This window comes from Sphingopyxis alaskensis RB2256 (genome assembly GCF_000013985.1).
Classification (GTDB): Bacteria; Pseudomonadota; Alphaproteobacteria; order Sphingomonadales; family Sphingomonadaceae; genus Sphingopyxis; species Sphingopyxis alaskensis.
In genome coordinates this window covers 2,500,164-2,516,273 of sequence record NC_008048.1, presented here as the reverse complement: position 1 = coordinate 2,516,273, position 16,110 = coordinate 2,500,164, and the positions used below count along the sequence as shown (strand labels likewise).

General features: G+C 68.1%; 8 protein-coding genes. 3 read left to right on the top strand and 5 right to left on the bottom strand.

What is annotated here, in order from left to right; genetic code table 11:
* Nucleotides 1-19 precede the first annotated feature (19 nt).
* Nucleotides 20-322: a hypothetical protein gene (locus SALA_RS12165; RefSeq protein ID WP_011542670.1), complete on the top strand. Its 303-nt coding sequence runs from the start codon at nt 20-22 to the stop codon at nt 320-322.
* A gap of 241 nt (nt 323-563) precedes the next feature.
* Nucleotides 564-1,808: a multidrug effflux MFS transporter gene (locus SALA_RS12160; protein ID WP_011542669.1), complete on the top strand. Its 1,245-nt coding sequence runs from the start codon at nt 564-566 to the stop codon at nt 1,806-1,808.
* 178 nt (nt 1,809-1,986) lie between these two features.
* On the opposite strand, the gene SALA_RS12155 is transcribed toward SALA_RS12160, so the two are convergent.
* The 5 genes from SALA_RS12155 to SALA_RS12135 all read right to left on the bottom strand — a co-directional run bounded on the left by SALA_RS12155 (nt 1,987) and on the right by SALA_RS12135 (nt 12,762).
* A complete protein-coding gene (locus SALA_RS12155) occupies nt 1,987-3,543 on the bottom strand; it encodes an amino acid permease (RefSeq protein WP_011542668.1) in 1,557 nt (518 codons plus the stop codon).
* A 101-nt stretch (nt 3,544-3,644) separates the two neighbouring features.
* A complete protein-coding gene (gene pbpC / locus SALA_RS12150) occupies nt 3,645-5,834 on the bottom strand; it encodes a penicillin-binding protein 1C (protein ID WP_011542667.1) in 2,190 nt (729 codons plus the stop codon).
* Between the two features lie 162 nt (nt 5,835-5,996).
* Nucleotides 5,997-11,837, bottom strand: a complete 5,841-nt coding sequence (locus SALA_RS12145) for an alpha-2-macroglobulin family protein (protein WP_049754659.1) — start codon at nt 11,835-11,837, stop codon at nt 5,997-5,999.
* Nucleotides 11,838-11,923: 86 nt separating this feature from the next.
* Nucleotides 11,924-12,301, bottom strand: a complete 378-nt coding sequence (locus tag SALA_RS12140; RefSeq protein WP_011542665.1) for a histidine triad nucleotide-binding protein — start codon at nt 12,299-12,301, stop codon at nt 11,924-11,926.
* 131 nt (nt 12,302-12,432) lie between these two features.
* Complete coding sequence (locus SALA_RS12135) at nt 12,433-12,762, bottom strand: phosphoribosyl-ATP diphosphatase (protein WP_011542664.1); 330 nt, start codon at nt 12,760-12,762, stop codon at nt 12,433-12,435.
* 160 nt (nt 12,763-12,922) lie between these two features.
* Here SALA_RS12135 and SALA_RS12130 point away from each other — a divergent pair, with 160 nt between their 5' ends.
* Nucleotides 12,923-16,027: a TonB-dependent receptor domain-containing protein gene (locus SALA_RS12130; RefSeq protein ID WP_011542663.1), complete on the top strand. Its 3,105-nt coding sequence runs from the start codon at nt 12,923-12,925 to the stop codon at nt 16,025-16,027.
* The last annotated feature ends 83 nt before the right edge of the window (nt 16,028-16,110 follow it).

Here is a 16,110-nt window from a genome sequence, read left to right as displayed (position 1 = left end):
TTCAGTAAGGAGAGCCCATATGTCCCAAGTCGATGGCAGCTATGATTGCGTCACCAAATCGCCGATGGGCGACCAGAAATCGGTTTTCACCGTCAAAAGCGACGGCGACAGCTTCACCGGCCAGAATGCGGGCGCGATGGGATCGCTCGACGTCGAAAATGGCAAGGTCGACGGCAACAAGCTGAGCTGGACCATGAACATGAAGGTGCCGATGCCGATGACGCTCGAATGCGAAGCGACGATCGACGGCGACACGCTGACCGGCACGATCAAGGCCGGCGCCTTCGGTTCGATGGCGATGACCGGCACGCGCCAGGGCTGATCGCTCCGCGATGGAACGAGGAAGGGCTGCCCCTCGCCGGGCGGCCCTTTTTTGTGCGGTGCGCGCGGGCGATGGCCGGTTTGGGATGGGGTGGGGCGTTGCCGATCCTCCCCGCAGGGGGAGGATCTTAGGGCCACTTCCGGTCGCTTTCGGACATCGCCCCGCGCACCCCTTCAATTGCATAGCTTTTCCTCGTCGAGGGGCTATCCAAAGCGGCGGCGCGGGCGCATAGGCTGCTGCGATGCACAAGGCGACCGACTCTCCCCGACGGAGCCTGCCCGGCGACCGTGAAATGGTTGTGATGATGGCGATGGTGATGGCGCTCAACGCGCTCGCCATCGATTCGATGTTGCCCGCGCTCCCTGCGATCGGCGAAGCGCTGGGGGTCGCCGTCGCCAACGACCGCCAATATGTCATTTCCATCTATCTGCTCGGCATCGGCTTCGGATCGCTGATCTATGGTCCGCTCTCCGACCGCTTCGGGCGCAAGGGTGTGCTTGTGCCTGCGCTCTTCGCCTATCTCGCGCTCTCGATCGGCTGCGGACTGGCGACGAGTTTTGAAATGCTGCTCGCGCTGCGGTTCGTGCACGGGCTGGTCAGCGCCGCGCTCGGCGTGATCGTCGTCGCGGTGATCCGCGACCTGTTCGTGGGCGATGCGATGGCGAAGCGTTTGTCGCTGATCTTCCTCGTCTTCATGATCGTCCCGATCATCGCCCCCACGCTCGGCGCCGGGGTGGCCGCGCTCGCCGGCTGGCGGGCGATCTTCGTCGTGCTCGCCGTAATGTCGGTCGCGATGCTGCTCTGGCTCCGCCGCCTTCCCGAAACGCTCGATGCGGCCGACGTGCGCCCGCTCGACCTCAAGACGATGGCGGCAGGCTGGGCCACGGTGACGCGGCATCGCCGCGCCGCGGGCTATATGATCGCGTCGGGCACGATGCAGGGCGCGCTCTATGGCTATCTGAACAGCAGCGAGCAGATCATCGGCGAGGTGTTCGACGCGCGCAGCCTGTTTCCACTGATCTTTGCCTGCGTCGCCATCGGCATCGCGATCGCCAATTTTTCGAACGCCGCGATCGTCGAACGCTTCGGTGCGCGGCGCGTCTCGCAGTCGGCGGTCTTCGCCTTCATGGCGACCTCGATCCTCCAGATCGTCGCGGCGCTGAGCGGCGCCGAGACCTTGGGGATGTTCACCGCGCTGATGATGGTCAATGTCGGCCTGATCGGCTTTATCGGCAGCAATTTCGGGTCGATCGCGATGGAGGATTTCGGCCATATGGCGGGCGTTGCCTCCTCCTATCAGAGCTTTGCCAAGACGCTGCTCGCGGCGGTGGTCGGCGCGGCCATCGGCCAGCAATATGACGGTACGACGCTGCCGCTCGCTTATGCTTTTCTGATGTGTGCGATCGTCGGGCTGGCGCTGGTGCTGTGGGCCGAGCGCGGCAGGCTGTTCACCCGGCCGGGCACGGCGCCGAAAAGCCCCTTCTGACATTGCGGGACTGTCGACTTCGGGGTGAGATCCGGTCTTCCATTACCGTCATCCCGGCCTTCGCGGGCATGACGATGACGTGGACATCCGCAACCGCCCTACGAAATCGGTCATCGCGGCCAACAGGCGCGCACAAGAAAGGGGGCCGAAGCCCCCTTTCCCTTTATGGGCGGCGCCGTCAGTCGAACGACGGAACGGGCGGGACCGGGGGGGGCGGCGCGTCGGGATCATCCTCATGCACCTCGACGATCCCGCGGCCGACATGGCTCTTGCGGTAGCCATAGAGGAAATAGAGCACGAGCCCGATGCCGCCCCACACGGGCAGAACCATCTTCGCGTCGAACGGCAGGTTGAGATAGAGGCCGAGCGTGCCGAGGATCGCGAGCGGCGCGACGATCCACACCAGCGGCGTGCGGAAGGGCCGGTGGCGGCCGGGATCCTTGATCCGCAGCGCCAGCACCGCGATCGCCACCATGAAGAAGGCGAAGAGCGTCCCCGAGTTCGAGATGTCGGCGAGCTTGCCCACCGGCAGGAAGGCGGCGAAGCAGGCCACCGCGACGCCGGTGATGGCGGTCACGATGTGCGGGGTCTTCCACCGGGGGTGGATCGACGCCAGCTTTTCCGGGAGCAGTCCGTCGCGCGCCATCACGAAAAAGATGCGCGTCTGGCCGAACAGCATGATCAGGATCACCGACGGAAGCGCGAGGAAGGCGGCGATGCCGATGGCGTTGCCGATCGTCGGGTAGCCGATTTGGCGCATCACATGCGCCAGCGCTTCGCGCGAACAGACGAGCGGTTCCTGACCCATGGCGGCAAGCGAGGCGCAGCGTTCGGCGAGCGCGGTCGAACCGGGCGCAAGGATTTCGCCCGCAGGGCCCGAAACCGGCTGAGCCCCCATCGTGCCGATCGCCCCCGCGGCGACGAGCAGGTAGAAGATGGTGCAGATGCCGAGCGACGCAATCAGTCCAATCGGAACGTTGCGCTGCGGGTTCTTGGTTTCTTCGGCGGCGGTTGAAACCGCGTCGAAGCCGACATAGGCGAAGAAGATCGACGCCGCGGCGCCAACCGCACCAAGCCCCGCCATCTGGCCGAACCAGCCGTTCGGCAGGAAGGGGTCGAAATTCTGGCCCTTCATCATCGGCAGCGTGAGCACGACGAAGAGGGTAAGCGCAGTAACCTTGATCACCACCAGCACCGCATTGACGCGCGCGCTTTCGGTCGTGCCGATCATCAACAGCCAGGTCACGAGCAGCGCGATCACCAGCGCGGGCAGGTTGACGATGCCGCCCGCATAGGGCCCGACCGTCAACTCCATCGGCAGGTTTATCCCCGCATTCGCCAATAATCCGACGAAATAGCCGGACCAGCCGACCGACACCGCCGAGGCGGCGACGGCATATTCGAGGATCAGCGCCCACCCGACGGTCCAGGCGAGCAGTTCGCCCATCACGGCATAGGTATAGGTATAGGCGCTGCCCGAAACCGGCACCATCGAGGCGAGTTCCGAATAGCAGAGCGCCGCGACGACGCAGACGAGCCCGGCGATGACGAAGCTCCACATCATGCCCGGCCCCGCCTTTTGCGCGGCTTCGGCGGTCAGCACGAAAATACCGGTGCCGATGATGGCGCCGATGCCGAGCATGGTGAGCTGGAAAGCACCGAGCGAGCGGTGCAGCGACTTTTTCTCGGCGGTGGCCAAGATGGCGTCGAGCGATTTGACGCGACCAAATATCATCCAATTGTCCCCTTTGGGGCCCGGCGCGGGCCTCTCCTGGCGGGGCAGACTAGCCGCTCCGCGCGTCAGCGCAACTTAATTTCAGGCGTGTGACAGGCGCTTTATCGCACCGTGAAGCGGATGCGGTCGATCGTTCGCCCGCCGGGATCGACGAGCGCGAGCATATGGCTGCCCGGACGCGGCATGATCTGCGCTCCCGCATCGGCGTCGCCGAGCGGTTTTTTGTCGAGAATCAGCCGATATCCGGCGACCGCGCCGCTGACCGTCACCGCCAGCCGTTGCCGGTCCGGCGGGATGTCGGGGTCGAGCGCATAGACGCTGCCGCTGACCGGGCTGGTGATGCGCGGACGGCGCGCGATGGCGGGCGCGGCCGCCATTTCATTCTGCGCGGTGCCGCGCACGAAATACTCGCGGCGCGGCGGCTCGCGCGTGCCGGGGAGCGTGATCCGCCGCACCTCGACCTCCGCGGGCATCGCGGGTGGCTTGCCGGGACGCCCGGCGTGGAGCGCAAGCATCACGTCGCGCCAGACGGGGGCGGCGCCCGAGGTGCCCGAGACGGCGCGCATCGAATCGCCCTCCAGATTGCCGACCCACACCGCGACGGTGAAGCGGTCCGACCAGCCGATGCACCAATTGTCGCGCATCCCCTTTGACGTCCCCGTCTTGGCGGCGGCCCAGAAGGGGAGGCGGAGCGCGCTGTCGGCGCCGAAGGCGTCGGTGCGCGCGGCGGCGTCGGCGAGGATGTCGCCGACGATGAAGGCGGCGGCGGGGCTGACGATCCGGCGCGGCGGATGGTGTCGAAGGTGCCGCGTGGGGTGATAGCGGACGGGGGACCAGTTTCCGTTATTTGCCAATGTTCTAAAGGCGTTGGCTTGTTCGACCAAAGAAACTTCGGCCGATCCGAGCGCCAGGGAGAAGCCGTAATACTCGCCATCCTCGACGAGGCCGTGATAGCCGAGCGCCCAGAGGCGGTCACGGAATTGCTGGACGTCGTCGATGACGAGCGCGCGGACGGCGGGGACGTTGAGCGAGGCGGCGAGCGCGTGGCGGACGCTGACCGGCCCCTTGAAGCTGCGGTCGTAATTCTTGGGGACATAGAGGCCGGAGGCGGTGTCGAGCTGAACCGGGCTGTCGTCGAGGATCGACGCGGCGGTGAGCCAGCCATGTTCGATCACCTGCGCGTAGAGATGCGGCTTGAGCGTCGATCCCGCCTGCCGCCGCGCATTGGCACCGTCGACCGAGGCGGCGGTCGATTTCAACCCGACGCCGCCGACATAGGCGAGCACGTCGCCGGTGGCGTTGTCGAGCACGACGACCGCGCCGTCGCGGACGCGGTCCGAACCGAGCCCCGCGAGCTGGCGGCGCAGCGCGACGATCGCGGCGGCCTGGATGCGGCGGTCGATGGTGGTGGTGACGCGCTTGCCGGGTTTGTCGAGCAGGCGCACGGCAAGGTGCGGCGCAAGGCCGGGGTCGGCGCGCGCAGCGTGCTCGCCCGACACGAGGGTCGCGGCGGCGGCGCGGATCGCGGTGCAGTCGGGTGTCGCAGCGATACGGCACGCGCGGCGGGCGAGCGCGTCGGCGCCCGCGCCGGGGCTGGGGAGCAGCCCCGCGAAGAGCGCGGCGTCGGTGCGGTTCATGTCGGCCGGCGCCTTGCCGAACAGGCTCGCCGCGCCCGCGCCGATCCCCTGCGCCTCGCCGCGCAGGGGGACGAGGTTCAGATAGGCTTCGAGCATCTGCTCGTGCGTCCACGCATCGGCGAGATGCTGCGCGGCGCGCATCTGGCGCAGCTTGGCGCGCCAGTCGCGCTGGCCGGGCTGCGCGAGGCCGGGGTCGAGAAAGGCGGCGAGCTGCATCGCGAGCGTCGAGGCGCCGCGCGAGCGATTGCCGGTCCCCCCCAAGATTGTCAGGCGCGCCCGGACGGCACTGGCGACTGCGAGCCAGTCGACCCCGCCATGCGACCAGAAACGGCGGTCCTCGCTTTGGACGACGGCGGTGCGGACGGCGGGGCTGATGTCTTGCAGCGGCACCCACGCAAGGCGGCGGCGCTCGAAATCGACGCGCTCGCTGTCGAGGAGGTGGCCGTCGCGGTCGTAGAGCCAGGCTTCGCTGGGCTGCCAGGCGGCGCGGACGGCGGCGTAGGCGGGCATGGGCGGCGGTCTGGTGGCGAGGTGCGCGATGGTGGTGAGGATGAGGAGCGCGAGGGCGGCCCATGCGAGCGCGTGGGGCCAGCGGCGGGAAGAAGGTCGGGAAAACCGGCGAACGAGCGGCTGTACCGTGTTGGCGGCAGGCATAAGCCCCTCCCCTTCAGGGGAGGGGTTTGGGGTGGGGGCCCGACGCCTTGCGCAAGGCCGCTGGCCCCCACCCCACTACGACTAGGCAGCAAGCTGCCAAGTCTTCGTTGCCCCTCCCCTGAAGGGGAGGGGTTTGGTTTTCGGCCCACAGATCAAAGATCATCACGACCCCACATTCGCCACGGTCAGCGGCGCGTTCGGCCATTGGCCGCGGATCGCGGGCGAATACATCGCCTCGACGCGCGTCGGGGGCAGGGTGAAGCGGCCCGAGCCATTGAGGCGGACGACATATTCGACCGCGTGGGTGCCCGCGGGCATCCAGCCGAAATAGCCGCGCCAGCTGTCCTTGCCGCGCTCGACATAGCTGGGCTGCGCGCCCGATCCGCCCGCTTGCGCGCCCAGCATTTCGGACTGGCCGCCGAGATTGCCGACGATCGTCGCGCCGGGGGCGACGGGATCGCTGATGACCACCCACGTCCGGCCCGCGGCGGCGGCGACCTCGATCCGTATCTTGATGACGTCGCCGCGCGTCAGCCGGTCCTTGTTCGCCGCCTTGACGATGCTCACCGAGCGTTTGATCCGGTAGCCCGCATTGAGCGGCTCCTTCAAAGGCACCGCGGCCTTGACGCTGACGGTCGCCCATGGCGATCCCGTGCCCCGATGATTGAGGCTCATCGTCGCGGCATTGAGCGCGACGCGAAGCGGCGAGGGCGGCTCAGCGGGGAGCGGCCAGCTTTGCGAAGCGGTATTGCCCGCAAGGCCGATGGTCGTGACGCCGGTGATCGCGCTCGCCGGATAAAGCTCGGCAAAGCGGCGGACGGTGACCGCGCCCCATGCGTTTGCGGGAGTCGTGTCCCAATGCCCCTTGCGCTGGCGCTGGGCGACGCCGACCATCAGCTTGCCCGCGTCATCCTCCCATCCCTTGCGGCCGAGGACGGCGCCCAGCGCCTTGATCGCCATTTCGTCGCCGCTGACCATCATCCACCATGGCGCGCGCGCATCGTCGACGAGGTCGAGGCGTGTGCCTTCGTAAACGAGGCGCTTGCGAAGCTCGGCCTCGGCCGCGGTGCGCAGCGCGGCGGCGCCCCGCACGCCGGGCGTCCGTTCGATCGCGACGAGCCAGTCGGCGAGCGTGCCCGTCGTCATGTCGGCGGGCGCCATGTCGATTGCGGCGACGAGGCGCGCGTTCGCGGCATTGGCGCGCGCGAGCGCGGCGAGCGCGGCGACGCGCACGGGGCGAATGTCCCACGGGCCATAGCCGCGGCGCGCCAGCCGCCCCTCGACCACCGCTTGCAGCGCGGCGATCATCTTTGCCCGCGAGGTTTCGGGGATCGCAAAGCCGTTCGCCGCGCTGATGCCGAGGACATAGGCGGTGAGCTCGATCGACCCTTCCATCCGCTCGTTGGGCCAGTAGCGCAGCAGCCCGTCGTCATCGAGATAGGTCGGCATCGCACCCGCCAGCGCCTGCCACCGCCCAAGGTCGCCGAGCGCGACGGCGCGCGACGTCTGTTGTTCGAAACAGGTGTAGGGATAGGCGGCCATATAGTCGCGCACCCCCGCGAGCGGCGGCGCGAGCGTGCCCGCGAGCGCGACATCGACATAGCCGCCGGGCAGCGCGCCTGCGGGAATCGCGATGGGCAAGGTCGTGGCCGGTCCGACGCGGAAGAGGCTGGCGGCCCAGGTTTCGACCGGCACCGCGGGTTCGACGATCTGTTCGAAGACGAGGCGGTCGCGCGCCTTGCCGTCCCTTGTCGCCGCTTCGACGGTCCAGCTCAGCGGCCCCGCCTGATCGGGCGCGGTGATCGCCCAGCTCACCGGCACCGCGCCGCCCGCGGGGATCGTCACCGTCAGGGGCGGCGCGGTCGCGATCGCGGGCGAGATCGTCGCGGTCGCGGTGACCTCCATCGGTTTGTCGGTGCCGTTGCGCAGCGTGAAGCGCGCGTCATAGGCGTCGCCGGTGCGGACCAGTTCGGGCAGCCCGGCAAAGACGCCGAGATCCTGCACGGTGCGCACGCTCGTTTCGCCGGTGCCGAAAAATTGCGATCCGTCGGTCGCGATCGCGACGAGGCGGAAGCCCGAAAGATTGTCGCTGAGCGGCACATCGATGGAGGCGCGGCCCCTGGCGTCGAGCGGGACAGTGCCTTTCCAGAGCAGCACCGGGCGGAAATCCTCGCGCGTCAGCCCGCTGAGGTCGCCGCCGCCGCCGCCGCCCGGTTCGAGCGCCTTGCGGCCATAATGGCGTTTACCCACCACCTGCATCTGCGCGGTCGAGGTGAGCACGTCGAGGGTGCGGTCGCCCATCATCGCGGCGAGTATGTCCCAGCTTTCGTTGGGGGCGAGCTGGAGCAACGCCTCGTCGACCGCGGCGAAGGCGACGTCGGCATTCTTCGGCGCCTTGCCGCCCGGCGCCTTGACCTCGATGCCGACTTTCGCGGTTTCGCGCACCGCATATTTTTCCTTGTCGGCGCGGACCTTGACGTCGAGCTTATGCCCTTCCCAGCCGACCTTGATGCGCGCGATGCCGATGCGATAGGCGGGCTTGGCAAGATCGACGAGCGCGGTCGGCGGCGCGCCTTCGCTCGTCTCGATCTGGAAACCGACCGCGCGCTTCATCTTGCGAAACCAGCTTTCCTGCCCCGTGACGCGCCCGCGCACCGCCATCACCGAGACATAGACGTCGGGAGCGTAGGTCGCGGGCAGCTTGACCGTCACGACGGGATTGGTGCCCTTCAGGGGCACGACGAAGCTCGATAGCACGCCCTCGCGCTCGACGGTGACGAGCGCGGTCGCTTCGCGGAAGGGCATCCGCACCTGAAAGCGCGCGGTGTCGCCCGCGGCGTAGCGCGGCGCTTCGGCGATCACGTCCATGCGGTCGCCATTGTCGCCGCCGAACCACCATTCGTCGTCGCCCGCGAGCCAGACCGAGCGGACGGCGCGCGCTTCGTTGCCGTCGGCGTCGTGCGTCGTCGCAACGACGGTGACTTCGCCCGAGACGCCGGGCGCCATCGCGCAGCTGGCGCGGCCGAGCCGGTCGGTCGTCGCGGTGCAGTTCGCCGACAGCTTCGCGGTGCGCATCTGGTTGTCATAGGCATAGAAGCCGCCGATCAGGCGGCGGCGCGCGGTGATGATCTGGCGGCTGTAGAGCGCGACATCGACGCGCTGGCCGCGGATCGGCTTGCCGCCCAGGTCGAGCGCGATGAAATTGAGGCGCAGATCATCGTCGCGCATCATCCAGCCGTCGGTCCTGAGGCCGAGGCGGACGGCGGAGGGATAAAGGGTGATGCGGCGGCTCGCGGTCAGCGTTTCGCCATTGGCATCCGCATAGTCCATTTCGGCGGCCATCACCGTGGGCTCGCTGATCGGCTGGTCGACGATGACGCTGGTCGATGCGGTGCCGTCGGCGCCGAGCGTCAGCGGCACCGAGCGCGCGAGCGGCAGGTCGCCGCCGGGTTCCTCGCCGCTGTCGTCGAGCTGGACGGTGCCTTCCCTGACCGGGCGGCCGTCGAAATCCCAGTCGCGATAATCCTCTGGCGGCGACCAGGCGGCGCGGAAACTGGTGCGCAGTTCAACGGGGATGCCCGGCGCGGGGCCGCCCGACAGATAGCCGACGAACAGGCTGAGCGGCACCGCGGCTGGGCGCACGAGCGCGCCTTTGGGGCCGGTGATCGCGGCCTTCATCGTCGGCAGGCGATATTCGTCGACGCGCACGCTCTGGCCCGTCCAGATGCTCCTGTCCTCGCCCTTTTTGTCTGTGGTGACGAAGACGAGTTCATAATCGCCCATCGGCGCCGATTGCGGGACGTTCCACACGCTCTCGCCGCTGCCGGTGGCGGCAATCGCAAAGGGCATTTCGAACTCGGTATCGGAGCCGCGGTGGACGAGGCGGAGCTTGCCCGCCAGCGGTTCGGGGGTGCGAAAGCCGAGGCCGACGGGGCGGCGCAGCACATGCTTCATATGCACCGTCTCGCCCGCCTGGACGAGCGCGCGGTCGAAGACGGTGTGGAGAATGTCCTCGCGCTCCGACCAGCCATAGGGGAGGTCGAAGTCATAGGGGCGGATGCCGTCGCCCCAGTCGGTGAGGGTGAAGCTGAAATCATCGCCCGACCGCGCGCTGACCATCAGCGCATGACCCTCGCTGTTCGTGGGGTCGGCGTCGTCTTCGCAGTTCGAATAGGTTTCGGGCTGCGGCAGGCCCGAGGGGAAGGCGAGGCGGCCCGCCTTGTCGGCGGTGCCGCGCGCGAGCAGGCGGCCGGTGCAGCTGTCGGAAACGCGGATTTCGGCGCCTGCGACGGGCTTGCCGGTCGCGAGCGATGTGACCCAGGCGAGCGAGCCGTCGCGGCCCCATTTGAAATGCACCGCCATGTCGGTGACGAGCGCGGCGGTCGCGACATAGCGCGTCGCCTTGCGACCGAGCAGCGCGGCGCCGAGTTCGGGGCTCGCGACCTCGACGATGTGGAAACCTTTTTCGGCGAGCGGAATGCCGACGACCTCGAACTCCTTGCCGCCCGCGGGCGGGGTGAGCTGCATATCGCGGCGCTCGCCGCCGGGCGGCGCGCCGTCGAACAGTGATTTGGTGCCGGTGTAGTTGACGGTGATCTCCTTGCCCGCGGCATCCTTTTCCTCGCGATAATCGCTGTCGTCGGCATCCGCGACGCGGCGGAGCCAGCGCGCGACCGCGGCATCGTCGTCGCCGATGCGCAGCGTTGCGGCGGGCATTTTGAGATTCTTCTGAACCAGCGAGGCTTCGACGCCGCGCACGGTGACGGGCAGCACGCCGCCCTCGCTCGCCTCCAATATGCCGAATTCGGCGGCGAATTTGACGAGCGGCGGGGTGCGGTCGATGTGGAAGTCGAGCGGGAAGTTCGACGCGTTGAGCAGCGCGCGGCCGCTCTGGTCGGTGACGTCGGCGGGCAGGATCAGCGCCGCGTCGACATTCTGCGGCAGCGGCCCGGCGAAGCGGACCTGCGTCAGATGCGTGTCGCCCCGGTCGTCGTCGTCGAACTTTGCCGCGATCGTCTGGCCGTCGGCGGTGGTCAGCTTCGCCGCGAGCGCGGTGTCGCGCGCGACGGGCGCGGTGAAGCGCAGCACAACATCCTTGATCGGGTTGCACCCCGCCTGCGGATTGACGCGGCTGCACGTCATTTTGGCGGTGAAGGCGGGGCGCACGTCATAGTCGAAGCGCTGGTCGCGCCCGGCGGTGCGGCCGGGGACGCCCGCTTGGCTGATGCGCGCGTCCCAGACGAGCGCCATGTCGCGCCCCGGCGGCAGCGGGCGGCGGCACTTGACCGCGACGATCCGGCCCAGCGCCGCGTCGCGCTCGGCGCCCGCGGCGGGCAGGCGCTGCGGCAGTCCGGCGTCGTAGGTGAAGGACTGGCGCGACCAGTTGGCATCGCCAAGCCCGGTCAGGATCTCGGTCGCGGTCGCGCGCGGCAGCACGTCGAGCGGGATCTTCTCGCCGATGCCGTCAACCGCGCAATAGCCGTAGCGGGCGACCGAGGCGCGGTCGGCGGCGACATTGGTGGCGACGAGGAAGACCTGCTCCTCCTCGATCCCGCCGCCGATCCCGCCCGCGAGCACCGCGCGCGCCGAGGGGCCGCCGGTGTCGATCGCGAACCGGTCGTTCCCGGTGACCGCGACGCCGCGCGCGGTGACGAGCCCGCTCCGCAGCTCGACATGGCAGCGCAACCCACCGGGCAAGGGCGCGTCGAACTCGAGCACCCAGGTGCGCGTGTCGACCCAGCGGGCGGTCGACGGGCGCTTGCAGTCGTTGGTCGCGGGGGCGGCGGCGCGCGGATCGCCGAGCGCGACCATGTCTTCGGAAAAGCGCAGCGTAAAGCGGGTGACCGTCCCCTCGCCGGTGCCGCTGCTGCCCGGAGTCGCGAGGATGACCTGCGGCACGGTGTCGGCGGCGGTCGCGGCAATCGCGAGCGTCAGCGGCACGATCAGCGCCAGTTTTGCGCGACCGGCCAGCCATCGACCGAGCCCTTGCCACGCTGTCGTCATCGCCCCGCCTCCCGTCGCTGGCCCGCACGTCTATCCTGCTGGAAAGCGAGGGATGAGTCCACCCGTCGCCGCGCCTTGCGTTGGGGCTATCGCGCGAGCATCGGGCCGAGCGGGCGGCCGGCGAAGATGTGGACGTGGAGGTGCGGCACCTCCTGATGGCTGTCGGGCCCGACGTTGGCGAGCAGGCGATAGCCGGGGGCGACGAGGCCCTGGTCGCGCGCGACGCGGCCCACCGCGCGGACGAAGCCCGCGATTTCGGCGTCGCTGCCGCGCTCCGAAAAATCGTCCCAGCTGACATAGGCGCCCTTGGGGATGACGAGGATGTGCAGCGGCGCCTGCGGGTTGATGTCGTGGAAGGCGAGGGCATATTCGTCGTCATAGACGGTCTTCGCCGGCAGCTCACCGCGCAGGATGCGCGCGAAGATGTTGCTGTCGTCATAGGGGAGGGTGGCGTCGATCGGCATGGGGGCTTCCTTTTGTCCGCTGCGTCATCCCGGCGAAGGCCGGGATCTCACCCAATCGGATTGACGCACCGGCGAGATCCCGGCCTTCGCCGGGATGACGGATGTGGTGAAGAAACGGGCTGGACGGACTTTCACGCGCGGGCGGCTTTTTCGGTGTGGCCCGAAGTGCCGTGGCGGCGGTCGAGTTCGGCGGCGATCGCGTCCCACGTCAGGCCGCGCTCCGCGAGCAGGATCGAGAGGTGAAAGACGAGATCGCTCGCCTCGCCGATCAGCGCGGGATCGTCTTCGCTCACCGCGGCGATCACCGCCTCGACGGCTTCTTCGCCCAGCTTCTGCGCGATCTTGCCGCGGCCCTTGGCGGCGAGACTCGCGACATAGGAGGCTTCGGCTTCGCCCGCGGCGAGCCGGTCGTGGATGACCGCCTCGAGCCGTCCCAGCGTTTCGCCCATTGCCTTGCTCATCGCGCCGATCCTTTCGGCGCCGTGCCTACCGCCGCCGCGCCGCGCGGGCAAGCGCCGCTGAAAAACTTACCGCCGCGTCAACCATATTGAAACGCCTCGGCGTTAAATGTCGGCCTTGCCGGGGGGCGTATCAATTTCTGTTCGGACAAGGATGATGAACATGGGCGCCCGTTCCCAGGTGTTTCCGGCCCAGGTGTTTTCGGCCCAGGCGTTTCTGGCCGCCACGGCCTCGGCGATCGCGCTGACGGCCAGCCCTGCGATGGCGCAGCCCGACGGCGAGGAGATCGTCGTCACCGGATCGCGCATCGCGAAGAGCGAGTTTACCAGCGCCGATCCGATCCAGATCATCGACCCCGAAGCCGCAAAACGACAGGGGCAGGTCCAGCTTGCCGACATGCTGCGATCGGCGCCCGCGGCGCAGGGGTCGATCCAGATCAGCTCGGCGATTTCGAACCGCTTCGTCGCGAACGGCGGCAATGATGTGCAATCGCTGTCGCTGCGCGGGCTCGGCGCCGAACGCACGCTGGTGCTCATCAACGGCCGCCGCGCGGGCCCTGCGGGGATCCGCGGCGCGGTCGCGCCCTTCGACCTCAATGTCCTGCCGCTGTCGGTGGTGCGGCAAGTGGAGGTGCTGAAGACCGGCGCCTCGTCGATCTATGGCTCGGATGCCGTCGCGGGCGTGGTCAACGTCCTGACCCGCGACGACCTCGACGGTTTCGAGGGCGGTGGCTTTTCGTCGATCACCGAGCATGGCGGCGGCGAAAGCTATGGCGCCGACGCGAGCTTTGGCAAAAAGTTCGACCGCGGCCATGTGTTTGCGACCGTTGATGTGTTCCGCCAGCAGAATCTGACGCGCCGCGACCGCGATTTCCTTTTCTGTTCGGAAGAATATCTGAAGCGCGAGGCCGATGGCAGCCGGGCCGACATTATCGATTTCCGCACCGGACAGCCCGCGTGCAGCAGCACCCTGGGCAATGCGATCGTCTTCGCCGATTTTTCGGGCGTCGATGAAAACGGCTTCCCGACATTCGGCCCCGGCCTGATCGCACCCAACGGGCAGGCGATCTTTGCCGGCCAATATGGCGCCGGGTTCGCTGCCGTCGGCATCCCCATCAATGCCTATAATCCGATCGGCGTGTTCGGCCCCGCCGATTTCTTCGGGGTCAATTTTGACGGGCCGTCGACCGGCGCGCTCAACCAGTTCGAGCGGGTCGAACAGGATTCAGATGTCTTTTCGGCCGTCAGCCGGGTGAGCGCCTTTGCCGATGGCGCCTATGAGGTGACCGATAGCGCCACCGCCTATGGCGAGTTCCTGTTCAGCAACCGCAAGTCGGTGAACAACGGGTTTCAGCGCATCGAGCTCGACCAGTTCACCGGTGCATCCTTCCTGCCCTTTTTCCTGTGCGACCCGACGCAGTTCAATTGCGACCCCGGTGACTTGGGCGATCCGTTCAACGCGGAGTTCGGGGGCAATATCATCCTGCGCCCGCGCGTGCTGGTGAAGTCGGAGAGCGAGGCCGACGTCGATTATTATCGCGGCGTGCTGGGGCTGCGCGGCGACCTCGGCGGCGGCTGGAAGTGGGATGTTCACGGCCAGCACAGCCGCTCGGACGCCAGCTACACGCAGCATGTCATCTATCGGGACGCGATCGCCTCGCAGACCTTGCGCACGCGGTCGTGCGTGGGGACGGTGACGGCGATCCGCGGCGCGGACTGCATCGACATCGACTTCACCGATCCGCGCGTGCTCAGCGGCGACTTCACGGCGGAGGAGCGCACCTTCCTGATGGGGCGTGAGACGGGGCGGACCTTGTTCAAGCAAAGCTCCGCCGAGGCGCTGCTGACCGGCAAGCTGTTCGACCTGCCCGCGGGGCCGGTCGGTGCGGCGTTCGGTGCGACGATCCGCCGCGACGAAATTAATGACACGCCGGGCGATGCAACGCTTGCGGGCAATGTCGCCAATTTCACGACCTCGGGCATCACCGCGGGGCGCACCGTGTCGAAAGAGCTGTTCGGCGAGGTCGAACTGCCGCTGATCGAAGGCGTGCCGATGGTCGAGCGGCTGACACTGTCGGGCGCCGCACGCTACACGCATGTCGAGGCGACGCGCCGCGACGGCGTGTCCGACCGCTTCAGCGATACGACATGGAAGGTCGGCGCCGACTGGGCGGTGACCGACTGGCTGCGCCTGCGCGGCACCTGGGGCACCTCGTTCCGCGCGCCCGCGCTGTTCGAACTGTTCCTTGAGGACCAGACGGGTTTCCTCGGCCAACAGGCGATTGATCCGTGCATCCAGACGGCCGCGCGGCTCGCGGCGGGGGCGATCAGCCAGCGCGTCTTCGACAATTGCGCCGCCGACGGCATCGCGCCCGACTATGCAGGCGGCCTCGGCCCCGCGACGATCGTGTCGGGGGGCGGCATCGGCCGATTGGAGCCCGAAACTTCGACCGCGAAAACCGTGTCGCTGATCCTGACCCCCGATCTGTCCGGGGCGTTGTGGGGCGGGCTGCGCACCCGCCTTGCGGTCGATTATTTCGACATCAAGGTCTGGCAGGAGATCACCCTGCTCGGCGCGGGCAATATCCTGGCCGGCTGTTATGATTCGGCGTTTTTCCCCGACGAGCCGCTGTGCGGGCTGTTCACGCGCGCGGCGGCTGGGCCCGACGCCGGGAGCATCGCAAGCGTCACCGACCGCTATGTCAACATCAGCCGCCAGCGCAATCGCGGCGTCGACCTGTCGCTCGCGCTCGATCAGGATCTGGGCAGGCTGGGCTCGCTGGCGTTTCGCGCGCAGATGACCTGGCAGGTCGAGGACAAGGTTGCCCTCTTCCCCAGCATGACCATCGACGACAATGGCACGATCGGCAATCCGAAATGGGTCGGCGATTTCACGCTCGGCTGGACGAAGCATAAATGGACGCTTTTCTATGGCCTCGACGTCACCGGCGCGGCGTCGAACATGGCGGAACTGCTGCGCGCGCAGGGCGGCGATCCGTGCCGCACGTCGAGCTTTCGCCCCGGCGGGCGCTTCTGCCCCGATGTCAGCGTGCCCGCGACCTTCTATCATTCGCTGTCGCTGAGCCGCGACGTTGCCGAACGCTTCCGCATCACGCTTGGCATCGCCAATCTGTTCGACACGCCGCCGCCGCGGGTGTCAACCGTGGTCACCGCGACGCCGCCGGTGATCGGGCAGGCACCCGCGTTCGGGACGCAATATGATTATCTGGGGCGGCGGATGTTTTTGAGCGTGCGGGGGAAGATTTAGGCGGGGGGTTGCGAAGGTTTTGGGTTGGGGAGCGGGCGTTCGACGCTACTAAAGCCCCTCCCCTGAAGGGGAGGGGCTGTCTA